This is a genomic window from Caulobacter sp. FWC26 (assembly GCF_002742645.2).
Lineage (GTDB): Bacteria > Pseudomonadota > Alphaproteobacteria > Caulobacterales > Caulobacteraceae > Caulobacter.
In genome coordinates this window covers 2,002,195-2,024,759 of the sequence record NZ_CP033875.1, presented here as the reverse complement: position 1 = coordinate 2,024,759, position 22,565 = coordinate 2,002,195, and the positions used below count along the sequence as shown (strand labels likewise).

General features: G+C 60.9%; 27 protein-coding genes and 1 pseudogene. 21 read left to right on the top strand and 7 right to left on the bottom strand.

The genetic code is table 11. The features are described 5' to 3' along the window. Window positions 1-116 precede the first annotated feature (116 nt). The 7 genes from CSW63_RS11135 to CSW63_RS11105 all read left to right on the top strand — a co-directional run bounded on the left by CSW63_RS11135 (window position 117) and on the right by CSW63_RS11105 (window position 5,129). On the top strand, window positions 117-992 hold the full coding sequence (locus CSW63_RS11135) for a LysR family transcriptional regulator (RefSeq protein WP_170233918.1): 876 nt from the start codon (window positions 117-119) through the stop codon (window positions 990-992). Window positions 993-1,141: 149 nt separating this feature from the next. After that, window positions 1,142-1,585, top strand: coding sequence for a peptide-methionine (R)-S-oxide reductase MsrB (msrB, locus tag CSW63_RS11130; protein WP_058193748.1), 444 nt, complete (start codon window positions 1,142-1,144; stop codon window positions 1,583-1,585). A gap of 1 nt (window position 1,586) precedes the next feature. Then, the gene (gene msrA / locus CSW63_RS11125; protein WP_058193745.1) at window positions 1,587-2,126 is read left to right on the top strand and encodes a peptide-methionine (S)-S-oxide reductase MsrA; all 540 of its coding nucleotides are present in this window, start codon (window positions 1,587-1,589) and stop codon (window positions 2,124-2,126) included. A gap of 132 nt (window positions 2,127-2,258) precedes the next feature. Further along, a complete protein-coding gene (locus CSW63_RS11120) occupies window positions 2,259-2,963 on the top strand; it encodes a glutathione S-transferase N-terminal domain-containing protein (RefSeq protein ID WP_058193743.1) in 705 nt (234 codons plus the stop codon). Continuing rightward, window positions 2,960-3,928, top strand: coding sequence for a magnesium and cobalt transport protein CorA (locus tag CSW63_RS11115; RefSeq protein ID WP_058193741.1), 969 nt, complete (start codon window positions 2,960-2,962; stop codon window positions 3,926-3,928). Before CSW63_RS11120 ends, CSW63_RS11115 begins: the two co-directional genes overlap by 4 nt. A gap of 94 nt (window positions 3,929-4,022) precedes the next feature. Next, a complete protein-coding gene (locus tag CSW63_RS11110) occupies window positions 4,023-4,595 on the top strand; it encodes a hypothetical protein (protein ID WP_058193739.1) in 573 nt (190 codons plus the stop codon). A gap of 84 nt (window positions 4,596-4,679) precedes the next feature. Next, complete coding sequence (locus CSW63_RS11105; protein WP_058193737.1) at window positions 4,680-5,129, top strand: hypothetical protein; 450 nt, start codon at window positions 4,680-4,682, stop codon at window positions 5,127-5,129. Window positions 5,130-5,556: 427 nt separating this feature from the next. On the opposite strand, the gene CSW63_RS11095 is transcribed toward CSW63_RS11105, so the two are convergent. From CSW63_RS11095 to nadE, 4 genes are all read right to left on the bottom strand, one after another. Next, complete coding sequence (locus tag CSW63_RS11095) at window positions 5,557-6,816, bottom strand: MFS transporter (RefSeq protein WP_058193734.1); 1,260 nt, start codon at window positions 6,814-6,816, stop codon at window positions 5,557-5,559. Window positions 6,817-6,824: 8 nt separating this feature from the next. After that, the gene (locus CSW63_RS11090) at window positions 6,825-7,316 is read right to left on the bottom strand and encodes a DM13 domain-containing protein (protein ID WP_099503720.1); all 492 of its coding nucleotides are present in this window, start codon (window positions 7,314-7,316) and stop codon (window positions 6,825-6,827) included. 3 nt (window positions 7,317-7,319) lie between these two features. Next, window positions 7,320-7,793, bottom strand: coding sequence for a peroxiredoxin (locus CSW63_RS11085; protein ID WP_071537974.1), 474 nt, complete (start codon window positions 7,791-7,793; stop codon window positions 7,320-7,322). Between the two features lie 261 nt (window positions 7,794-8,054). Continuing rightward, complete coding sequence (nadE, locus tag CSW63_RS11080; protein ID WP_099503722.1) at window positions 8,055-8,879, bottom strand: ammonia-dependent NAD(+) synthetase; 825 nt, start codon at window positions 8,877-8,879, stop codon at window positions 8,055-8,057. A 351-nt stretch (window positions 8,880-9,230) separates the two neighbouring features. Here nadE and CSW63_RS11075 point away from each other — a divergent pair, with 351 nt between their 5' ends. The 11 genes from CSW63_RS11075 (at window position 9,231) to CSW63_RS24125 (ending at window position 16,812) form a co-directional block, all read left to right on the top strand. Next, window positions 9,231-9,836 carry a sulfite oxidase-like oxidoreductase gene (locus tag CSW63_RS11075; protein ID WP_058193725.1) on the top strand — a complete coding sequence of 202 codons (606 nt, stop codon included), beginning with the start codon at window positions 9,231-9,233 and terminating at the stop codon, window positions 9,834-9,836. Then, window positions 9,829-10,575: a ferredoxin reductase gene (locus CSW63_RS11070; RefSeq protein WP_058193722.1), complete on the top strand. Its 747-nt coding sequence runs from the start codon at window positions 9,829-9,831 to the stop codon at window positions 10,573-10,575. The genes CSW63_RS11075 and CSW63_RS11070 overlap by 8 nt, the downstream gene beginning before the upstream one ends. A gap of 118 nt (window positions 10,576-10,693) precedes the next feature. Continuing rightward, window positions 10,694-11,959, top strand: a complete 1,266-nt coding sequence (locus CSW63_RS11065; protein WP_071537973.1) for a thiolase family protein — start codon at window positions 10,694-10,696, stop codon at window positions 11,957-11,959. A 14-nt stretch (window positions 11,960-11,973) separates the two neighbouring features. Then, a complete protein-coding gene (locus CSW63_RS11060) occupies window positions 11,974-12,525 on the top strand; it encodes a zinc-binding dehydrogenase (RefSeq protein WP_079979739.1) in 552 nt (183 codons plus the stop codon). A 66-nt stretch (window positions 12,526-12,591) separates the two neighbouring features. Continuing rightward, window positions 12,592-14,196 carry a sensor histidine kinase gene (locus CSW63_RS11055; RefSeq protein WP_058193720.1) on the top strand — a complete coding sequence of 535 codons (1,605 nt, stop codon included), beginning with the start codon at window positions 12,592-12,594 and terminating at the stop codon, window positions 14,194-14,196. A gap of 16 nt (window positions 14,197-14,212) precedes the next feature. Beyond that, window positions 14,213-14,572, top strand: coding sequence for a response regulator (locus CSW63_RS11050; RefSeq protein ID WP_200969033.1), 360 nt, complete (start codon window positions 14,213-14,215; stop codon window positions 14,570-14,572). Window positions 14,573-14,713: 141 nt separating this feature from the next. Continuing rightward, window positions 14,714-14,986 (top strand): glutaredoxin 3, encoded by a 273-nt coding sequence (gene grxC, locus CSW63_RS11045; RefSeq protein ID WP_058193717.1) that lies wholly within the window; start codon window positions 14,714-14,716, stop codon window positions 14,984-14,986. 56 nt (window positions 14,987-15,042) lie between these two features. Then, entirely contained in the window at window positions 15,043-15,324 is a 282-nt protein-coding gene (locus CSW63_RS11040; RefSeq protein ID WP_058193715.1) for a DUF427 domain-containing protein, read from the top strand. Between the two features lie 172 nt (window positions 15,325-15,496). After that, window positions 15,497-15,763 (top strand): hypothetical protein, encoded by a 267-nt coding sequence (locus tag CSW63_RS11035; protein WP_058193713.1) that lies wholly within the window; start codon window positions 15,497-15,499, stop codon window positions 15,761-15,763. A 250-nt stretch (window positions 15,764-16,013) separates the two neighbouring features. Beyond that, the gene (locus CSW63_RS11030; RefSeq protein ID WP_246842048.1) at window positions 16,014-16,454 is read left to right on the top strand and encodes a Dps family protein; all 441 of its coding nucleotides are present in this window, start codon (window positions 16,014-16,016) and stop codon (window positions 16,452-16,454) included. Window positions 16,455-16,482: 28 nt separating this feature from the next. Next, complete coding sequence (locus CSW63_RS24125) at window positions 16,483-16,812, top strand: alpha/beta fold hydrolase (RefSeq protein WP_099503726.1); 330 nt, start codon at window positions 16,483-16,485, stop codon at window positions 16,810-16,812. Window positions 16,813-17,177: 365 nt separating this feature from the next. Here the strand turns inward: CSW63_RS24125 and istB are convergent, their stop codons facing one another. Both istB and istA read right to left on the bottom strand, forming a co-directional pair. Further along, a complete protein-coding gene (istB, locus tag CSW63_RS11020) occupies window positions 17,178-17,906 on the bottom strand; it encodes an IS21-like element helper ATPase IstB (RefSeq protein WP_066684304.1) in 729 nt (242 codons plus the stop codon). Beyond that, window positions 17,893-19,407 carry an IS21 family transposase gene (gene istA, locus CSW63_RS11015; protein WP_066684306.1) on the bottom strand — a complete coding sequence of 505 codons (1,515 nt, stop codon included), beginning with the start codon at window positions 19,405-19,407 and terminating at the stop codon, window positions 17,893-17,895. Before istA ends, istB begins: the two co-directional genes overlap by 14 nt. Before the next feature lie 70 nt (window positions 19,408-19,477). Here istA and CSW63_RS11010 point away from each other — a divergent pair, with 70 nt between their 5' ends. From CSW63_RS11010 to CSW63_RS11000, 3 genes and pseudogenes are all read left to right on the top strand, one after another. Beyond that, window positions 19,478-19,900, top strand: coding sequence for an alpha/beta fold hydrolase (locus CSW63_RS11010; protein WP_127846962.1), 423 nt, complete (start codon window positions 19,478-19,480; stop codon window positions 19,898-19,900). 51 nt (window positions 19,901-19,951) lie between these two features. Beyond that, a pseudogene (locus CSW63_RS11005) lies at window positions 19,952-20,389 on the top strand (peptide-methionine (S)-S-oxide reductase); the annotation flags it as partial. Window positions 20,390-20,829: 440 nt separating this feature from the next. Then, window positions 20,830-21,099: an AlpA family transcriptional regulator gene (locus CSW63_RS11000; protein ID WP_099503730.1), complete on the top strand. Its 270-nt coding sequence runs from the start codon at window positions 20,830-20,832 to the stop codon at window positions 21,097-21,099. On the opposite strand, the gene CSW63_RS10995 is transcribed toward CSW63_RS11000, so the two are convergent. After that, window positions 21,089-22,345 (bottom strand): tyrosine-type recombinase/integrase, encoded by a 1,257-nt coding sequence (locus CSW63_RS10995; RefSeq protein ID WP_099503732.1) that lies wholly within the window; start codon window positions 22,343-22,345, stop codon window positions 21,089-21,091. The two genes, CSW63_RS11000 and CSW63_RS10995, sit on opposite strands and share 11 nt — an antisense overlap. Window positions 22,346-22,565: the final 220 nt, after the last annotated feature.

The window sequence follows — 22,565 nt, the reverse complement described above, 5'->3', positions numbered from 1 at the left end:
CGCATATAGACAAGCCCCTCGGTCATGATTATATGCGTCGCGCATACTTCTGTAGGGCGTCCGCGGGGGACGTTCAGTCAGCGGTAGCATCTGTCAGGCGCACGGGCCGAAGGGCTATGGAACTCAATCAGGTCAGCTATTTCATCAACTTGGCCGAGACGCTGAATTTCACGGCAGCTGCTCGTCTTAGTGGTGTCTCCCAACCAAGCCTGACCCGCGCGATCCGCCGCCTGGAGGAAGAACTTGGTGGACCGCTGATTTATCGTGACGGGAAGAACAGCAGGCTCACCGGCCTCGGTCAGGATGTCGAACTCGAGTTCCGCCGCATGCTGGTCGCGATGAAAAGCGTAAGGCATCACTCGGAAAACTGGGCCATGGGACGACACCGCGTTCTCGATGTCGCGGTCGCTCCGACGGTCGGCCCAAAGGCTTTCACGACATTTTTCGACAGCGCCTTGGAAGAGGTTCCGTCAATCGAGATCAAACTGCATTCGCTACAGTCGAGCGAAGACACGTCGGAGGTGCTCTCAGGTAAGTACCATGCTTGCATCCTACCCCGCGAATCGAGACCGGACCGCAAGCTCGATGTCCGGCCCCTGTTCAAGGAACGGTTCGTGCTGGGCTGCTCCGTCAATCACCCTTTAGCGGAGACCGACACCGTTCGCGGCGAAGACCTCCTGGCCTTCCCGTTCGTGGATCGGCTGAAATGCGAGTTCCGCGATCAGATCCTCGATCACTTCGCTCGGCGGGAGGTGCTCGTCCGCCCTCGTTTTCGCTCAGATCGAGATGATTGGGTCCAGCGTGTCGTCGCTGAAGGGCGGGGGATTTGCATTCTGCCTGAACGATCGGCTGCCGCGCCTGGCTTGGTAACCAGACCGATTGAGGGTTTCGCCCTGGAACGTGAGGTGGTGATCGCGACCGTTTCAGGGTCCACGGCGCCGGTCGAGATACGGAAAATTGCACAACTCGCAGCGCGTTACGAGTGGAGTTGACCTCGCAAGCAAAGTGCACGGGCGGTATCAAAACTATACACACGACGTATTGGATAAAAACTGGAGCCGCTGCGATAGTTGAGGCGACCACCGCAAAGATAAACTGAACGTAGTGTGCCTGGACCTCTAACTAAGTATTGGAGACCATCATGAAGTTTGAGAAATCAAAGGAAGCAATTGAGCGCCTGACGCCGGAACAGCGCCGGGTCACCCAGCAGGACGGCACCGAGCGGCCCTTCACCGGCGAGTACAACGATAACAAGGAGGCGGGCATCTACGTCGACGTCGTATCCGGTGAGCCGTTGTTCGCGTCGACGGACAAGTTCGAGTCGGGCACCGGCTGGCCGAGTTTCACCAAGCCGATCGTCCCGGCGCACGTCAACGAGGTTCGAGACAGCTCGCATGGGATGGTACGGACTGAAGTTCGCTCAGTACACGGCGACAGCCATCTCGGTCACGTGTTTCCGGATGGTCCGTCCGACCGCGGCGGCCTGCGCTACTGCATCAACTCAGCAGCGCTTCGCTTCATCCCACGCGATGAGATGGAAGCCGCGGGCTACGGTGAATATCTCGATCAAGTAGAGGAGGCCTAACATGCAGCAGCGCGCTGTTCTCGCAGGCGGGTGCTTCTGGGGTATGCAGGATCTGATCCGCAAGCAGCCCGGAATCGTCTCGACCCGCGTGGGTTACACCGGTGGCGACGTGCCAAACGCCACCTATCGCAATCATGGCACGCATGCCGAAGGGATCGAAATCATCTTCGACCCCGAGGTGACGAACTATCGCAACATCCTGGAGTATTTTTTCCAGATCCACGATCCGACCACGAAGAACCGTCAGGGCAATGACCGCGGACTCTCATACCGGTCGGGCATCTACTACGTCGACGACGAACAAAAGCGCGTCGCAGAAGACACGATCGCTGATGTTGACGCATCCGGACTGTGGGACGGCAAGGTGGTCACCGAAGTCGAACCCGTTGGGGATTTCTGGGAAGCAGAGCCAGAGCACCAGGATTATCTGGAGAAGCGGCCGGGTGGCTACACCTGCCATTTCCCTCGCGCAAACTGGGTGCTCCCCAAACGTAATGACGCTGGCGACACTCAGCGCACCGCCGGAGAGGCAGCGGAATAGCTGCAACGGCCAGCGCGGCTAAGCCCCTGGATCGTAAGCATCGGGACCGCATCGACCAGCGATGCGGTCCCCGAGCCAGCCAATCAGGCGGTCACGCTTCTTCGCTGAAATCACGTTGTGGGATCGCCCAGCATGCCAGACCTTTCATCGTTTCCGATCACTCAGCGCTGGCCCGCCTCCAACACTGATCTGTTGCAGCTCTATGCGGCTCCGACGCCAAACGGCGTCAAGGTCTCCATCATGCTGGAGGAGACCGGCCTCCCATACGAGCCGCACTTCATCGACATCAGCCGGAATGAGACCAAAGACCCGGCTTTCGTGTCTCTAAATCCCAACGGCCGCATACCCGCGATCATTGACCCATCCGGTCCGGACGGTGAGCCGCTCGGTCTTTGGGAATCCGGTGCGATCCTCGTCTATCTTGCCGAGAAGACCGGCCAACTGATCCCAGCGGCGGCAGCCAGGCGTTACGAAGCGCTCAGTTGGGTATTTTTCCAAATGTCGGCGATCGGCCCGATGTTCGGTCAACTGGGTTTCTTCCTGCGTTGGGGCGGCAAGGACTATGAGGACAAGCGGCCTCAGCAGCGGTTCGCCGACGAGTCCAAGCGCCTCCTGGGGGTGTTGGATCGCCAGCTCGAAGGGCGCAACTGGATCGTCGAGGACTACTCCGTCGCCGACATTGCGACGCTCGGCTGGGTCAATGCCCTGGTCGGCAGCTATGACGCCGGCGACCTGCTGCGCCTTGACGATCACCGGAACGTCCGAGCGTGGCTAGACCGCGGCCTTGCTCGGCCAGCTGTGCAGCGGGGCCTGCTCATCCCGGCGAGGCCGGCATGAGCGTCATCGCCGCGTATTACTACAACGAGGGTCGGCGGATCCGCGAAGTCGCGATCGACGAGCGCGTCGAGCTCGACAAGAGCCGTTCGGGCTTCTGCTGGATTGGGCTCAGCGAGCCGTCAATAGGCGAACTGAAGACGCTTCAGGCGACCTACAATCTGCATCCATTGGCGATCGACAACGCGATGCACCCGATGTGCCCGCCGAAGCTCGAAGTTTACAATGGCGAGCTTTACGTCGTCGCCCAGACGGCCGAGCTGGTTGGAGATCGCATACGCTACGGCAAAACGGCGATCTTCACTGGCCATAACCACCTCATCACCGTGCGCCACGGCAACGCCGGGGCATTGGGCAATCTTCGAGAGCAACTGGAGGGCTCGCCCGCCCAGTTCGGAAAGGGCGTCGATTACGTCCTTCACGCGATCCTGCACCGGATCGTAGATCAGTATCTTCCCATCTTCGAAATGATCGAAGATGACGTTCTCGAGATGGAGAGGCGGTCGCTCGACGATTTCCTCGGGCGAGAGGAAGTCGCCCGCATCTTCGGCTTACGATGCGAGCTAACGCGCTTTCAGCGTACGCTCGGCGCTATGGCGGAGCTGGTGCGCAAGCTCGTGCGCGGACACTTTCCATGCATCAGCGCTGAAGTTCGCCCCTACTTCAACGACGTCGCGGACCATGTCGATCGCGTTCAGTCCATGGTCGACGGCCTCCTCCAGGTGTTGTCCACTGTTTTCGAATTCAGCAGCCTGCTGGAAGCGCAGAGAACAGGTGTCATCACGCGCCAACTCGCGGCCTGGGCGGCCATCCTTGCGGTCCCGACGGCCATAGCGGGGATATACGGGATGAACTTCAGGAACATGCCTGAGCTGGATACAGCCTACGGCTACTTCGTCGTGCTCGGACTGATGTTGACGTTCTGCCTGTTCCTGTTCGTGCGCTTCAAGCGAGCAAAATGGCTATGACGGAAGCCCACGCTTCGCGCGCTGATTGGTCGATGCGCCATTGCGTGCTCTCCGCCCTGGCGCGATCCTTCCAATGCGAATTCGAGGTGCGTTTATGCCGACCCAAGTGACAGACGTTCTGGATGCCGTGCAGTCCTTCGTGGCGAAAGGCTATGACCGAGAATATCGCGTGAAGGACGGCGCTCTCGTCGATCTCGAACTCGGATCAACGCTCGATCCATGCAGCATTCGCGTCGACGCAGCATTGCGTCTCGAAAGCGGGGACGGGGCCGAAGACGCGTCCAACATTTACGCCATCACCGATCCGGCGACCGAGCACAAAGGCCTGCTGATCGATGCGTTCGACGTATTTGACGAGATATGTCACCGCGACCTGTCTGAACGGCTTATCGAGCACCGCGAGACAGCCCCGGCTGGCGACGAGGACGTCCCGAGCAAGCATGGGCTGCGCAAGGTCTATAAAAGCGAGTTCGATCGCGATCCGGAGCGCTACGTGTTGAGAGAGGGCTTTCCGGACTTTCCAGCGTGTCCGTTCGGGGGCGCATTCAGCATCCTCGGCTTCGATACTGCAGAACAGTCCTACGTTTGGCTCGTCACGAGCATCATTCGGGACCCTCGGCTAATCAGAATTCCCTACCAGGGCGAAGACGTCATTAGCGACGAATGACTCGTTCGCTGTTCGCGGAGACCGCTTCTCGAGCAATCGCCCAGGATGTGCGTCGGCTCCAAATCACGAAGTAACGAGGACAAGATGGACTGGAACAAAGACCACATTCGGGAGACCATGCTGTCGCTTGAGACGGCCGCACTACACAGCGCTCGAGACAACTATCTCGATTACGTTTCCACCGCGCGCCTCGATCGGAGCGAGCCGATAGAGAACGACGAGCAGGCGCAAGCCGAGGTCGCAAGCGATTTCGCTGAAGCGCTCGACGACACTCTCGATGATTATGCGGATAAGCTCGACAAGCTGCGTGCGATCGATTTCGGGCCGAAGTCAGCCGTTGCGGAGGGCGCCGTCATCAAGCTGTCCGGCAAGTACTTCGTGATCGCAGTGTCGACGAGTAGGTTTACCTGTCATGGGCGTGAGCTCATGGGTATTTCCACGATGGCCCCGATCTTCGAGGCGATCGAGGGTGCGCGGGCGGGTGAAACCGTGCAGTTCAACGGCCGGGACCTCACCGTTGAGGCCGTTGCCTAGGCGAGGACCCGCCGTGCTGCATTATGCAGCCCCACAGAAATTCAATCCGGATCTTAGGCGGCCGCGGCCCAGCGGTTGGCACACACAACATCTGGGGGGTGAGGCTGCGGACAGATAGCGTCAAAAGCCTTGCCGACCCAACGGCTATCTCCCGGGGCCGTTACATCGAACCGATGTTGAGTTTATGCCCCTAGAGACGCTCATGATCCCCACGCCCCACCACGGAAAGCCTACCTGCACAGCCAGAAGACCGAAGGCCATGCCATACACGCTGGCTCCCAACGCCAAGGGAAGGATGGCAAGAGCACCCCGCTTCATTTCATGGGCCCCGCTTTGAGCGGGAGCACACACTGTCTCGTCCATGGCGGGCTTCGCTTCGTTTGGGCCAAGCGTCTGCATCAGCTGACTGGCCTTCGGCCGCGAATGATCATTTCTGTGGCTTAGCTTGCGTTGTTATCATCGCATCGAGGGATCCGGTGATCATCGCCGTGCTTGGGCAGCGTATGGCGCGTGTCTCGATGGCGCGGTGAGTACGCCTGCGCGCACCGGCCAACACCGCCAGCGCAGTGAGCAACGCCGCCGCGTAGAGAAACAAGCCGCCGGGCCCCACTAAATCCATCACTACTCCCCCGATGAGCGGCCCAGCAGCGGTCCCGATACCGTTGAGCAGAAGAAGCCCGCGAGCTGTGCCCAGAAGCCGACCCGCAGGAAGATCGTCGTTGGCGACGGCTAGACATAGCGAATAGATGGGAATGCCGAAGCCGCCGAACAGCGCGCCCGCGGCGAGTAGCAGAGGCAGAGGCGCGTCCGCCGCCATCGCTACGGCGATAGCGGACGCTGCGGAAGCCAGGGCCGCGCCGGCGATGACGAGGTTTCGCGACACCTGGTCCGATAGCCATCCGAGAGGCCATTGCAGGGCGAGCGTCCCACCAAGGACTGCCGCCATGAACGCGGATATGCCGCCCACATCGAGGCCGATCCTCTGTGCAAAGTTAGGTCCCAAGCCCCAGAAACCGCCTATGGCCAGGCCCGCCAGGAAGACGCCGACCGATGCTAGAGGCGAGACCGCGAAAAGATCGCGGAAGGCGACGGGTTCCTGTCGAACATCGGCCGGCGGATGGCTGGGCAGCAGAGTGACTGGGACGACCGCCGCCGATATCAGCAGTGAGACGATCAGGAACAGGGTCACGTCTGCAGGTGGGGCCACGTTTAGAAGTGCTTGGCCAAGAGCCCACGAGCCCATCGAAACGACGCCGAAGATCGACAAGAGCTGACCGCGTGTGGACGGAATAGCGTGAGCGTTGAGCCAACTCTCAGTCGCAAGGATCATGCCGGCATAGGCGAAGCCGGTTACAAGCCGAAGTGGCATCCATGCGCTCGCGTCTACGAATGCGACATGGAGGAGAGAAGTCATCGAAGCGATCGCCGCGAAGCCAGCGAAGGTCCTGACGTGACCGACAGACACGATGATCCGGGGCAAAACCAGCGCGCCGATCGTGAAGCCCGCGAAATAAAAGGACATCATTGCGCTGATCGTCCCGGCCGAGAAGCCTTCCTGACCAGCTCTCACAATCAGGAGAGTACCCAGCAGACCATTGCCCAGGAGCAGTGTGGCGACACTTAACAACAGCGCCGCAACCGGAGCCAAAACGAGTCCCCGCGCGCACGCTGCCTTTACGTCGTCCATCGCCTGGCTCATTTCCGAGCCTGACGCGGAGGCTGATACTCCGCGGAACTGATGAACTGAGCAAAGGCTTCGCACCAGATGACAACGGTGCTGTAGTCTCGAACATCGATATCGGCGGGCACCTCTACGATGAAGCCGTTGAACGTTTTCACATCGCCCACCCGAGCGGATGCGTCCTTGATCGCGAGGAACGCTTCCTCTGTGTCGACGAAGTGTGGGGTGAGATAGAGCTTGTAGTCCGGCCCCGGCGAGAGGCGGCCGATGTGCGCGATCCGGGGAGGCAAGACCCGCACTTCACCTTCGCCCCAATGCAGCAGGTCGCTGCCGGCGAGATCCCGAACAAGCCTTCCGGAATAAAGCGCTTCAGGCGTCGAGCTGCGCAGGACAGCTTCGGTCGGCGAAACCGGCGCGGTCAGGATCGGGAGCATGTAGATGCCACCAGCAAAGCCTGCGGCGGCGGCGGCGATATGGGTGGCGGCTAGAATGAGCCAACGTGGCATCTTTCACGTGCTCTCCAGTTCCGCCACCAAACGATCCGCGTCGAGATGAAAATCCGAGAAGACGATGCGACCGTTGGCGTTGATGACGGTAAACCACGGCGTTCCCCGTGTTCTGTAATCTTCCATGAATGTGGGAAAAGCCGCGCCAGCTGGCGGCTCGTCATGCCCGAAAGCAATGGGGAGATTGTATTCGACTTGATTGATGCGCAGTTTCTCGAAGGTATTTTCGTGGGCACCTTCGAAGACCGTTTGGATCACTGCAAACCCGACACCTCTGGATTCCAGCGCTCCGTGCAATTTCTGCAGAGTGGGAAATCCATGCAGATGGCAGCCACGGCACCAATGCTGAAACGCGAACACGATCTTCGGGCCTACGCCCAGATCCGATAGTTGGATCGGCGTGGCGAGGTTGCCGCCATCTACACCGATCCACCGTTGCACACGAAGCTGAGGAGCTTGACGTTCGGCCGGGCTCATTCTTCTCTCCAACCACGATGCAGACACCCGATGCCTGGCGAAACATCGCGTCCACAGCGGCTTTGCTATGCGTTACTGCTCCCTGAGCCAGAGGGTCGCGTGGTCGATGAGACCAATGCTCTTCTCAACTATACCCATCGAAACAAAGCGTTCGCGTGATCGACTATGAATTCCCACGCTGAACTTTTCCAATAGCGACGTGACATAGTTTCTATATCTTCGACGGGAGCAAATCGGAGCGTGCGTTCGACCTGGGTGACGTCAAATCTGGAAAGCGGGCGCAGCAGGTAGCTTACGCTTGTGGGCTGTCGCTCGGTACGCTTCTTCGATTGTCTCTACAGCCGTCGGCGCCACGACGCGTCCCTCGAGGTAATCGTCGATCTCATCGTAGGTCACGCCGTAGACATCCTCATCTGGGCGCAACGGCATGAGATCGTCCAAATCCGCAGTCGGAACCTTGCCGATTATCTCAGGCGGGGCGCCAAGGTGAACCCCAATCGCGCGAACACGTCGCTTGTTGAGACCCGCGAGAGGCAGAACATCCGCGGCGCCATCGCCAAATTTGGTGAAGAACCCCATGACCGCTTCCGCTGCATGGTCCGTACCGATCACTAGGCCACCCAGGCTTCCAGCGAGCGCGAATTGAGCAATCATGCGCTGGCGCGCCTTGACGTTACCTAGCGCTCTGCCGCGGTCGTGAGGATCAACTGGATCGTATCCGGAGTACGTCAGTTCCGCCCAAAGAGCGTCCGTTGCGGGCCTCACATTGATCGCCACCGTACGGTCAGGCTTGATCGTCGAGAGAGCAAGTTGAGCATCGTGCTCATCCGACTGAATGCCATAAGGTAGCCGCACCGCAAGAAACTCGCACTCGTACCCGGTGCGGCGAAGCTCCTTCACGGCCGATTGCGCCAGCAGGCCCGCGGTCAGGGAATCGACGCCCCCGCTGATTCCAAGCACATACGCTCGCTGGCCAGACCTTCTCAAATAATCGCGAAGGAAGCCGATACGGCTCGCGGCCTCTTGTTCAGCATCGAACGTTTGAGAGACGCCGAGCGCTGCGATGATTTCAGCTTGAGCGCGCATGGCGACCTCATGACGTGAACCGCAAGCAGGCGATGACCGTGCCTTCTCCGTCCGTCAGCCGGCGGCGTTCGCCTAACATCCCACGGGCGCACATACGCGTGCAACGCTGGTCGGAAGGTATTGAAACTATAGCGAGCAGACATTGGGCAAAGATGCTGCTCTACCGCTATAGTCGAGGTGCGATTAGCGCGATTCATAGTGATGATAAACAGATCTATACTGATACGGCATTCGGTTGTCTGAGTTTCAGCCTGTCGATCCATTCGGCATCATGCAAGTGCGAAGATCATCTACGCAGTAGCCTGAGATTAAGTCGGTTCCGGTCTGTCGTGACGAGCAAGGGGGTTCGGCATGGTCACCAGAGGTTTCACCGGCCGCGGTTCAGGCGGCGACCACGATGGCCGCATTCCGCCGGGTCAACATCTCGTAGAAAATTTTCCCGTACTGACCGCGGGACCGACGCCACGTATCGAGACATCCGACTGGAAGTTTACGGTCAAGATCGGTCCAAAGCCGATCAAGGTCTGGACCTGGAGCGAGTTTAACGCCCTTCCGAAAACCAACGTAACTAAAGACATACACTGCGTTACGTCATGGTCGAAGCTCGACACCAAGTGGGAAGGCGTGCTGATCGAAGACATCCTCGCGGATGCAGGACTCGAGCGGCCCACCGATTTCGTCTTGGCCCACTGCTACGATGGCTATTCGACCAATGTCCCGCTCGCCGACCTTCTGGCCGGTAAGGCGATGGTCGCGACTGGGTATGCGGGCGAGCCGCTTCCCCGTGATCATGGCGGACCGGCGCGCCTGCTAGTACCTCATCTATACTTTTGGAAGTCCGCCAAATGGGTGAATGGGCTGCAGTTCACGACGCGTGATGAAGCTGGCTTCTGGGAACTGCGCGGCTATCACATCTACGGCGATCCGTGGCGCGAACAACGGTACACCCATGACTGAGATCGACGCGCAACCCGCGTCGTGGCAGTCATGTGTGATCGACGAGATCGTCCAGCAGACCCCAAGTATAAAGAGCTTTTTCCTGCTGCTACGGGAGCCTTTCTTCCATACCGCCGGCCAGCACGTTGACGTGCGCCTGACCGCCCCCAATGGCTATCAAGCGATGCGCAGCTATTCGATTGCATCGTCGGCTGCCTCGTCCCCGATCCTCGAGTTGGCAATAGAGCGTCTGCCCGATGGCGAAGTCTCGCCGTTCTTCCACGACGTCGCCGCTCCTGGCGACGAAATCGAACTTAGAGGTCCTCTCGGTGGCCACTTTTTGTGGCCCGAACCTGCTGACGACCCGGTGCTGCTGATCGGCGCAGGTTCGGGCTTGGTCCCACTGATGGCAATGATCAGGCAGCGCCAAGCACTGGCCCAGGCCGTTCCAGTTGCGCTGCTCTTGTCCGCTCGGACCAGTCGCGACGTACTCTTCTCCAGCGAACTTCGCTCGATCGAGATGCGTGATTCTGCGTTGGTCCTAGCCGTCGCGATAACGCGCGAAGCGCCAATGCGCGCCTCGGACTTTGGCCGACGGATCGACGCCGAGATGGTCAAGGAGACGATCGCCCGCCTGGGTCGAGATCCTGCCCACGTGTTCGTTTGCGGGTCCAACGGTTTCGTCAACATCGCGACGGACGGCGCGTTAGCGGCCGGGCTCGACGCCTCGATCATTAAGACTGAGCGCTATGGAGGGTAGAGGCAGCGAAATGGTCGAATCCCTCCAGACGAAAGCGCTCAACTACGGCCCAGGCCGGGGAGCCTGAGCGCACTACGCCGCGTCGCTTATTCGAACCTTTGTCTTTCGGGAGACCACTGTGAGCCGCTTTGCAGAACCAGTTTTCGTAGCCGCAGGCCTTCGGACCCCTTTTGGGCGCGGCGGGGGAGCACTGGCGAATTATGACGCGGTCTCCTTATCCGTGCCCGTCGTTCAGGAGATGGGGAAGCTTGCCGAGCCCGACCTCGTTGTCTGGGGAAGCGTCATCCCAAACCTGGGCTGGAGCAATATCGCTCGTGAGGTATGGCTAGACGCGAAACTCAATCCCAATGTCCCGGCATTCTCCGTTGTTCTTGCGTGCTCAACCAGCATGACCGCGTGTTTCGCTGCGGCCGGCATGCTCGGTGGCGGCCTTAACTTGATCATGGTCGGCGGCTCTGAGGTCATGAGCCGGCCATCGCTCGCGCTTACCCCCGAGGCATCAAAGCGGCTCACCGATTTGTTCGCGCAGGATGCCGCAGCAGCACTTGCCGCCTTGGGGGCGCTGGCTCCTACCGACTATGTGCTCCCGACGAAGGGATGGGCCAACCGCCTTACCGGCAGGACGATGGGCGATCACATGGAGGAGACCGCCAAGGCGTGGCGGATCTCGCGTGAGGCACAGGACGACTGGGCTCTCAAGAGCCACCAGCGAGCGATCGCCGGTTGGGACAGCGGTTTCTTCGATGACCTCGTGATTGCACTGCCGGAACTTGCCCGCGATGCAAACCCGCGTGCGGACACGTCCGCCGAACGGCTGTCAGGTCTGAAGCCGGCCTTTGATCGCGAGAGCGGCATGGGTAGCCTGACAGCTGGCAACAGCTCTCCGATCACAGATGGGGCGGCCGGCTGTTGGGTGTCCAATGAAGAAGGTTTGCAGAGGCTCCCCGAAGGCACGGCTCACGTGCGGCTCGTCGACTTCGAAATATCTGCGGTCGACCTCCACACGGAGGGGCTTCTGATGGCACCGTCATATGCCATTCCGCGTCTGCTCGCGCGACATCAGCTGGCATTCTCCGACATTGCCCTTTGGGAGATCCACGAAGCCTTCGCGGCACAGGTCTTGGCCAATGTCGCAGCCATCACCGATCCGAATTGGGTCCGAGAGAAGGCCGGCGTCTCGCCCGAGATGGGTAACTTCGACTGGGATCGCGTCAATCCCAACGGCGGTTCGGTAGCTATCGGGCATCCCTTCGGCGCGACTGGCGCGCGTGACCTCAGCCAAGCCGTCAAAGAGCTGTGGGCCATGCCGGTCGGGTCTCTCGGGATCGTCAGCATCTGTGCCGACGGCGGTCAAGGCACCGTCGCCCTCCTCGAACGCGTCTGATTGGGGGGTATGAGATGAAGGCGATCCGCTTCCATGAGTTCGGCGCTCCCGAGGTCCTCCGCTATGAGGATGCGCCACTAGCTGTCGCGTCAAGCCGGCACGAGGCTTTCCTCCGCGAACTGGGTGCTGACGAGTTCATCGACTACACGCAGACCAAGCCCGAAGACGATGTGCGCGACGTCGATCTCGTCGTCGACGCTGTCGGCGGCCCGGCCGCGAGCCGCTTTCTGCAGACCATCCGTCCGGGCGGCGCGCTGTTCCCGATTTTTCCCCTCGGCTTTGCCGGACATGACGAGGCTGCCGGCCGGGGGGTGACCGTTTCGGCGACTCAGGTTCGTTCCAACGGCGATCAGTTGGCCAAGCTAGCTCAACTACTCGATAGCGGTGCGGTTCGCGTCGCCGTGGACAGCACATTCCCGCTTTCCGAAGCGGCTGCCGCTCATCATCGAGCAGAGGCAGGCCACATCCAGGGCAAGATCGTTCTGACTATTGGTGCCGCCGCCGATCAGAGCCGCGACACGGGGGGCCCGTCATCGCAGTGGCCGCCGCGCGTGAGGGGGCACTGACGTGACTAAGCCAAAGCGCATGATCGGCCATGTTCAGGCTTCAAGGCCCCGACCGGGAGAGCTCTGGTGAGCCTGAACTCTGACAAAACAGATTTCGGGCCGGCACAGCGGGCGAAGGCGCTTGCGGACCTCATGGTCCTCGACACGCCGGAAGAGCAAGCCTTCGACGATCTCGTTTTCGTCGCGGCAAAGGCTTGCGACGTTCCGATCGCGCTCATCACTCTCCTCGACACCGACCGTCAATGGTTCAAGGCCAAGTACGGGCTCGAGGTGTGCGAGACCGAAATCGAACACTCGGTCTGTCGGATCGAGATCGATCAGGGCGACCTCTTGGAAATCGTCGATCTCACAAATGACGCGCGGACCAAGCGCAATCCGCTCGTCACCGGCGTCAGGCACTTTCGCGCCTACGCTGGCGCACCGCTCATGCTGCGATCCGGCGCGATCGTTGGTCGGCTCTGCGTCATCGATACCGCTCCGCGGCCTAAAGGGCTCAGCGAAGCGGAAAAGGCGATGCTTCAGGCACTTGCTCGCCTCGCCAGCGAAAATCTTGAACTGCGCCGTGTCGCCAACGCGAGCGAGCGCCTCACGGGGCTGCAGACAGCCTTGGTCGAGATCGGCGAGACCATACGAAGCAGTCACGACACCGCCGAGATGGCGTCGGCTACCGCCGCCATCGTGGGCAGGGCGCTTGCCACGGACCGGGCCGGGTTCGGATCCGTCGACGATGACGTCGAGACCATTGACGTCGAAACAGATTGGACGGCGCCCGGGATTATGAGCATCGCCGGCCGCCACCGTCTCGAAGAGTACGGAAGCTTGCGCAAGCCGCTCGTCGGTGGCGACCCCCTGATCGTTTGGGACGCCCTAACCGACGACCGCACGCTCCATAATCTCGAGAGCGCAGTGCGTGTCGGCGTTCGGTCTCTGGTCGACATGCCAGTGAGAGATCGAGGCAAGACCATCGCCGTCTTCTTTGTCCATTCGGCGCACCCCCGACCGTGGCCAGCAGAAGAAATCTCGTTCCTGCGGAGCGCGGCGGACCGGCTCGAGGCTGGGGTCGCGAGGCTCCGCACCGAGCAGCAGCAAGTCATCGTGAATGGTGAGATCGCTCACCGCTTGAAGAACATGCTCACTATGGTTCAGGCCATCGCGAGCCAAACGTTGCGAAACGTCACCGATCGCGATGCAGTCTACGCCTTTGAGCGCCGTCTGATGGCTCTTAGCGCGGCGCACGACGCCTTGCTTCAAATGAGTTGGACGCAGGCTGACTTGCAAACGATCGCCGCGACCGTGATTGACGCGATAGGATTCTCGGATCGGGTCGACATGAGTGGCCCTACGGTGGCCCTTGGGCCGCGAGCGGCGCTCTCTTTTTCGCTGATAGTGCACGAGTTGCTGACCAACGCCTGCAAGTACGGCGCGCTGAGCAATGATCACGGCGAGGTGTCTCTGACGTGGGGCATACTGAACGGGCAGGAGAGCGATCTTCTAAGCATCCAATGGCGTGAGCGCGGGGGACCACCCGTCGTCCCGCCGACGCGCAGAGGTTTTGGTTCGAAGCTGATCAACATCGGCCTTGTCGGCACAGGAGGCGTCGATGTCCGCTACGAGCCCTCCGGGTTAGCTGCTGATCTACACGCCTCCATGCGTCACCTGGTTCAAGGTTGATGGGAGTATGCGTGGAATGGTGAAACCCGTGGTGCTCGTCGTCGAAGACGAGCCACTCCTTCGTCTGTTCGCATCGGACATGATCGAGGAAGCAGGATTCGAAGTGCTTCAGGCGTCGGATGCGTCCGATGCGCTCGTAACTTTGCAAGATCGGCTCGACATCCGTGTCGTCTTCACTGATGTGAACATGCCCGGCGGCATCGATGGAATCATGCTCGCCATCCGCATTCGCGAGCGCTGGCCCGCCATCCAGATCATCATCACGTCCGGCAGGCCGTGGCCGGAAGCAGCGGTCGTGCCGCAGGACATCGTCTTCTTTCAAAAGCCTTATCGCCGGGACCGCGTCTTAGACACGGTCCGAAGGATGGCAGCGTGATGGCCCAACTCATCCGCAATCGGACTTTCGAAACCGAAACCCTTGAGCCCGCCGCTCGGTCCCATGCCTACACCTTCGCAGAGGTCGACGTCCCCCAAGCATCGGCCGCAACCCCACACATGAACGATCGGAGACGAGGAAATGAAACCAGACATCCTCCTTTACACCACGAGCTGGTGCCCGTTCTGCCGTCGCGCGAAGGCACTTCTCACTGAAAAAGGCGTGCAGTGGACCGAGCACGACATCGAGTCCGACCCGGCACACCGAAAGACGATGATCAAGGCGTCGGGCCGCAGCACCGTGCCCCAAATCTTCATCAACGGAACGCACGTCGGTGGCTCCGACGATCTCGCCCGGCTCGATGCCGATGGCGAACTGGACAAGCTTCTTGCGGGCGGGGCGCCCGCGAACTGACTGGGCTTCGCCTCGGCCTGCCGGCCCGAGGGCGATAGGCGACACAGGAGGTTTTTATGGTCTCAGCAATTTGGAAAGACGCCACCATCGCTACGAGCGACGAAACGGTAGTCGTCGACGGCAATCACTATTTCCCGCCCAAAGACGTCGACCACAGCCGGCTCGAACGGAGTGAGCAGACTTCGGTCTGCCCTGTGAAGGGATCCGCCCACTATTTCCACATTCGTGTAGGCGGCGAGCGCAACCTAAATGCCGCTTGGACCTATCCTGACCCAACGGCCAGCGCTGAAGCGATTAGAGGCTACTTTGCTTTCTGGAAAGGCGTGGATGTTGCGTAGCGGTCGGTCATTTTCCAACGCTCACAAAGCTGGGTTTCTTTGGGATGATAACGTGCGGATGACGCTTGGCCGACATTAGAAGTCTGAGCGCGGTCGGCTGACTCTGGACTCGTTGGCCGTTAGGGAAACAACGGGGTTCAAACCGTCCTTCAGATGAGTGTGGTGGGGTCGGATGGAGCGGGCAAAGTTTGATGCGGCCTTCAAGGAACTGCCGGAAGGTTACAGCGAAGGCATCTACGACGGTCGACGGTTCGGCGTGACCGTGCGTCGATCGAAGGATGGACGACGGAACAGTCTTTTCGCCCGGGAGTTGGCAGGCTCAGACCTTATCAGCTTCAATCTTTATCGCGTCTCTTCCGGGAAGGCGTCGCTCAAGCCGTGTGAGATGTCGGCGGATAAGGTTGTAGCGTTCGTTCTGAGCTATCGACCGGACGCCTGAAGAACAAGGCGCTCGCAGCGTCCCTAGGCATCGAATTTCAGCAGCGCCTTTCGGCTCCACCAAGGATATCGAAACTATAGCGACGATTTATTGGACGGGATCATTCAGTAAATCCTTCTTCTACACCGCAGCGTCAGAGGAGGCACGACGCTGATATCCCGCAGAATATTCAATCGAGGAAGTCCTAGCGATGACGAAATCTAGTTCCGCACCCGCTCCGACGCCATCTGACCTCGACGAAAGCGCGGCCATGACTGTCGCCGATGCTCTCAAGATCATCTTGGCGAACAGCTATGCTATTTACCTGAAAACGAAGAACTTCCATTGGCACGTCTCCGGGCCATATTTCAGGGATTATCACCTGCTCCTCGACGAGCAGGCGGCCGAGATACTCGCTGCCACTGACGCGATCGCAGAGCGCGCCCGGAAGACGGGTAACACCACGCTACGATCGATCGGCGATATCGCTCGCCATCAAACGATCAAGGACAACGACGCGGATTTCGTGACGCCGCAGGACATGCTCGCTGAGCTGCGCGCTGACAACCTACACATGGTGGAGTCACTGCGTCGCGCCAAGGACGTGGCGGACAAAGCCAAGGACAACGCAACTTCCGGCCTGATCGACACCTGGACCGACGAGGCGGAGCGACGCGCCTGGTTCTTGTTCGAAGTCGGTCGACCAGCCTGAAGCTCGATCTCACGGGAAGGGAAACTCGATGGCCTCGTCTCTTGTCCGCACCGAGTACATTGAGGTCGACAGCGGCCGTATCGCCTTCGACGACACCGGCGGTCCGGGGCACATCGTGCTGTGCATTCCAGGGATGGGCGATCTGCGATCCGAATATCGGCTCCTAGGGCCCGACCTAAAGCAGGCAGAATTCCGCGTCGTCACGATGGATGTGCGGGGATTCGGCGAAACGTCAGCGCGATGGACTGACTACTCCGCCCGGTCAGTGGGCCTGGACGCAATCTCTATCGTGAGACGCTTGGGCGCAGGCCCTGCCACCATCACTGGCAACTCTTTCGCGGCCGGGTCAGCTCTATAGGGCGGCGAGAGAGAGTCCGGACCTGGTCCGCAGTGTCGTGCTCCTCGGTCCGATAGTCCGAGACCTTCCACTGACGAGCGTCCAGAAGCTCGTCCTTTCGATAGGGTTCGCCGGGCCATGGCGGACGTGGTTTTGGACGACATACTGGAGCAGCCTCTATCCAACGATGTCAAACGGCGTCCAAAGCTGACCCCCAATATGCGTCCAAAGTTGACCCCTCTACGCTCTGTTCCCGGACCGGCGGCGAGGCGCGTAGCGGTCAGCTAGCGCAGCGCGTCGCCGCCTAGTGAGCCACTGATCTTTCAGCTGCCCGGAGGGGGTCTGGGGGAGGTTGAACAAGTTGTGGATGACGCTGGGCGCGCCGGTCAGGCGCGGTTCCTGAGCCGCCAGCTGTCATTGCCGGTCTCGACGATGTCGCAGTGATGAGTCAGGCGGTCGAGCAGCGCCGTGGTCATCTTGGCGTCGCCGAAGACGGTGGGCCACTCCCCGAAGGTCAGGTTGGTGGTGATGATCACCGAGGTGCGCTCGTAGAGCTTGCTGATCAGGTGGAACAGGCGCTGGCCGCCGGACTGGGCGAACGGCAGGTAGCCCAGCTCGTCGAGCACCACGACGTCCAGACGTGAGAGCTGGGCGGCCAAGGCGCCGGTCTTGCCGCGCCGGGCCTCGTCCTCAAGGCGGTTCACCAGATCGACGGTGTTGAAGTAGCGGCCACGGGCGCCGGCCCGCACGACGTTGGCGGTGATGGCGATGGCCAGGTGGGTCTTGCCGGTGCCCGTGCCGCCGACCAGGACGATGTTGCGGTGATCGGCCAGGAACGAGCCGCTGTGCAGGGCGCGGACCAGGCCCTCATTGATCGGCGAGCCGTCGAAGGTGAAGCGCGCCAGATCCTTCATCGCCGGCAGCTTGGCGGCGGTGATCCGGTAGCGGATGGAGGCGGCCTGGCGGTGCGCGGTCTCGGCCTTGAGCAGGTCGGCCAGCATCTCCAAGGCGGTGCGGTTGCGCTGCAGGCCCGTGGTCACCGCGTCGTCGAACGCGGCGGCCATGCCCTTCAGGCCCAGCTGACCCAGGGCCTCGATCATCTCATGCCGCTGCACGGGGACCTCGCAGCAGGTCGTAGCGGGCGCAGTCGGCGATCGGCGGATGACGCAAGGCCAAGGCCTGTGACGTGGTGATCGCCTCGGGCCTGGGCGGTTCGCGCCGTCGGGCCAGGATGTTGAGGATCACCTCGTCACTGGCGGCGCCGGCGTCGAGGGCCTCGCGGACCGCGTCGTCCACGGCGTCCAGGCCGTCGTCGAGGACGCTGGCCAGCACCCGAACGAAGCGCCGATCGGCCTCGTCGCCCGAGCCCAGTCGCTTGCGCAGCCGGGTCAGGGCGGGCGGCAGAGACCAGTCCTGGAACGGCGCGCCGTTGCGCAGCGCCCCAGGCTTGCGTGCCAGGACAGGCAGATAGTGCCAGGGGTCATAGACGGTGTGGTCGCGCCCAAAGCCGCGGGGATGATCGGCCACGACCTCGCCGTCGCACAGGACCATGACCCGGTCGGCATAGGCTCGGATCTGCACCGCCCGGCGCGCCGCCCTGGCCTCCACCGAGTAGCGGTTGCGGTCGAAGTTGATCAGGCAGGTGGCCTGGGCGACGGCCTCGACCTGGTGGAAGCCGTCGAAGGGCCCTACGAACGGCGCCAGGAACGGCCGCTCAGCCTCGAACACCTCCTGGACTGTGCGGTCGCGATACTCGGGGTGACGGTCGTTGCGGGCCCGGCGCTCGCACTCGGCTTCCAGCCAGCCGTTCAGCTCCTCCAGGGTCCTGAACCGAGGGCGCGGCTTGAAGATGTTGTCGCGGGCGTAGCCGACCTGGTTCTCCACCTGGCCCTTCTCCCAGCCCGAGGCCGGGGTGCAGGCCACAGGCTCGATCAGGTAGTGGGAGCACATCTGCTCGAAGCGCCGGTTGAAGCGCCGGGTCTTGCCGGCGAACACCGCCTCCACGGCGGTCTTCATGTTGTCGTAGATGCCCCGCCGGGTGACACCGCCAAACAGCGCGAAGGCCCGGGCATGGGCGTCGAACACCATCTCCTGGGTCTCGCGCGGATAGGCCCGGATGTAGAAGCGGCGGCTGTGGCTGAGCCGCAGGTGGGCCACCTTCACCGTCAGCGGCGTGCCGCCGATCTCCACCTGGTCGTGGCTCCAGTCGAACTGGTAGGCGTCGCCCGGCGCGAAGCTCAGGGGCACGAAGGCCTCGACCGGCGAGCTGACGCCCCGGCGCTGATCAGCCCAGCGGCTCGCGTAGCGCCGAACCGCATCATAGCTACCGTCGTATCCCTCACGACTTAGTAGGTCGGCGATCCGTGTCAGCGTCAGCCGGTCTTTACGAGGGCCCGAGGCATTGGCCTCCAACATGCCCTCCAGGCGCTCGATGAAGGTCCCAAGCTTGGGGTGCGGCTGCTCGCGCCGCTCGTAGACCAGAGAGGTCTCTCCCGATCTCAAGACCTTGCGCACCGTGTTGCGCGCCAGGCCCATCTCCCGCGCGATCGTCTTCACGCCCTTACCCCGCGCGAAATGCTCGCGCCGGATCTTCGCCACCGTCTCCAATACCAACATCCCTGTCTCGATCCGCAGCTCCACAAGCCGCCGATCTGGCCATCAAAGCCTCAAGGATAGGGGGTCAACTTTGGACGCCTATCTCCCCGAGAAGGGGGTTAGTTTTGCAAGCCGGAACACACCAACGAAGCGAGCTTTTGACCACGAGGCGATCAAGTCGGCCATCGCTCGAAATCTCAGAGAGCCGGGACGGATGCAGGCGCTGCTGACGATGCTCTCGCTTTCGAAAGCCGACACGGCCGCCATTCTAGATGACAGCGCCGTTCGCGCGCTTGTTGTGATGGGGACGAAGGATCCGGACTTCCCAAACCCGGTCGAGGAAGCTCAGAACCTAGCAAGCCGGCTGCATGCCGAGACAATGATCGTGGAAGGTGCCGGCCATTATCCCCACGTCGAAATGGCCGACCAAGTGGCGCCGCGGATCATCTCGTTCCTCGGCAGCTTATCGCCCGCGCCGGCGGCGGCCGGGATCACCCGACTGCATAGGAGCTGATGAATGGAGAAAGTCGGCTTCGGCGGCGGATGCCACTAGTGCACCGAGGGCGTCTTTCAGGCGCTGCGAGGCGTCTCCCAAGTCGATCAGGGCTTTCTGCAATCAGAAACGCCGGCCGACACGTGGGCCGAAGGTGTGGTCGTAAGTTTCGACCCTGCGGCTATTGGATTGGCCACGCTCGCCGAAGTGCATCTAAGGACGCACTCCGCCACAAGAGCTCGCTCACCGCGCGGAAAATATCGAAGCGCCATCTATGTCTTTGAAGTCGGTCAGCGGATAGAAGCCGAGAAGGCAATCGCGCAGTTTGCCGCTGAAACAGACAAGGCTGTCCACACTCTGGTGCTCCCGTTCAAGGGTTTCAAAGCTTCGGACGAGCGCTATCAGAACTATTATCGCACCGATCCAAGCAGGCCCTTCTGCCAGCGCTACATCGATCCAAAGCTGGATTTCATCCGGAAGCATTTTTCGGAGATCGCGTTGCCGCGATGAATGAATAATTGGGCTGTCGTGCAGGTCGCGATCTCATATCCCAACTGTCTGTAGGATGCAGTCAATCAGCTTTCCGGGCAGCGGAGGACTTAGGCGGCGATCGGGAACGGGGTTCCTTACGAGACAACGTCTCTCATCACCCATTTAGGGTGCCGCTTTGGGTAGATGGTGCGGGCGGTCGGATTCGAACCGACACGTATTTCTACGGCGGATTTTGAAGTGAGTCGCGGCTTTCATCGGGCTGCTATTCCACGGATGACGGCGCTTCAAACAAGAACCCAAGGGTCAGCCGACACTCCTAGATGGCACTTGCCCGTTGAGACGGCCCGTCCGATGTGCACGCTATAGCCCGATATTACCGCATCCCTTCACGCGGCGGCTTCAAATCGGAAGATCTATCGCCTTCTATCTCCACAAGAGTAAAGAAGTGGAGATACGGTATGAGCGTTGCGCCGCATGTCGCCCGCAGGACAATTCGCCGGCATCAGCTACGAGAGATCGTGCCGCTTGCCGACAGCACAATCTACGACATGGAGCAGCGAGGAGAATTCCCGCAGCGCTTCTATCTCACCTCGCGTTGCGTCGTCTGGGATCTGGCAGAAGTCGAAGCTTGGCTTGACGCTCGACGCCGTGCCTCTCGGGCCAATGCTATCGAACGCGCTCCAAGCCCCGACGTGAGATTGCGCCGCTCTCGGCCTGTCAAACACTAGGCTCGAGCTCAAGCAGCTCCATCGTGGCCGGGAGCAGGGTCGGCACATACTTCCGACCCGCGACCCAAGCGTCCACCAGGTTGGACCACTCCTGCATCATATGCCGGCGCTGGTGCTCATACTCCGCCTTGTTGTAGACGCCACGCGAGGACCGTCCGTCCTCATGCGCCAAGCACTTCTCGATCCAGTCGCTGTTGAAGCCGAGTTCGTTCAACAAAGTGGACCCGGTGCGTCGAAGATCGTGAACAGTGAAGGGCTCAAGTGGCAGCCCCTCCTTTTTCGCTCTAGCGACCACGGCGGTCGTGATCCGGTTGAACGTCGCCCGCGACATTGGCGCGTCAGCGTCATATCGCGACGGAAGGACATAGCGCGAATTGCCGGCGCAGGTTTTCAACGCGATGAAGATGTCGATGGCCTGCTGAGACAGGTAGACGTTGTGTGCCTTCGACCGCTTCATTCTTTCCTTGGGTATCGACCAGACGGCGTTCTCAAAATCGACCTCATCCCAGGTGGCATCCTGGAGCTCGCTCTTCCTGACCATCGTCAGGAGGAAAAGCTTCATTCCCAACCGTATGGTCGGCAGTGTCGGCACATGCTCAAGCTGACCGAGCATGACGCGGATCTCCGCGGGCGATAGGGACCGATCCTTCGGCACGAAGGTCGCGATGGACGCAGGCCCAACCTCATCCGCTGGGTTGGCGACCTTCTCGCCATGCAGGATGGCGAATGCAAAGATCAGCTTCACGATATCGCGCACATGGACGGCCGTGGCTGGAGCGCCGCGATCCTTCACTTTCCCACACATCATACGGAGATCGTCCGGCGTGATCTCCGTTAGGAGCCTGTTTCGGAATGTCGGCAGAATGTCGCGCTCGTAGATGGAGCGCCGCATAGCCCGCGTGCTGTCCGCCATGCGCGACTCCTGGAACCACTTTTCGCCGAACTCGCCGAATCGCTTCGCCTCCTTCAGTCGCCGCTTGTCATGCTGCTTCTCTTGAGCAGGCGACCGCCCCTCTGAAATGGCCCGCTTCGCATCGATCAGCTTCTCGCGAGCCCTGGCAAGTGAGAGGCCGTCAGGGCCATATCGGCCGAGCGTCAGCGTCTCGCGCCGTCCGTTGAGTCGATAGTCGTACCGAAACACGATCGCCCCGGACGGCTGGACCACGACATACATACCGTCACGGTCACTCACCTTGTACAATTTCTTCTGTGCTTTCAGCGCCTTAATCGCTGTGTCCGTGAGCATGGAGACCTCCAAATCTGTCCAAAAACAGCAGAGAGGCACCGATTATACCGTCAGCCCAAAACTGGGGTCACTGAAAGTGAATTTCATTCGCTCTTTCAATGCCTTAAGGCCAAAAACTATACCGTCAGCAGCTCTCTTGGCCATGACGGTATAGCGAAATCTCTAACCGAACAAGTTCCCCCATACCGTCCACTATACCGTCAAACCGGAGCACTGTCCC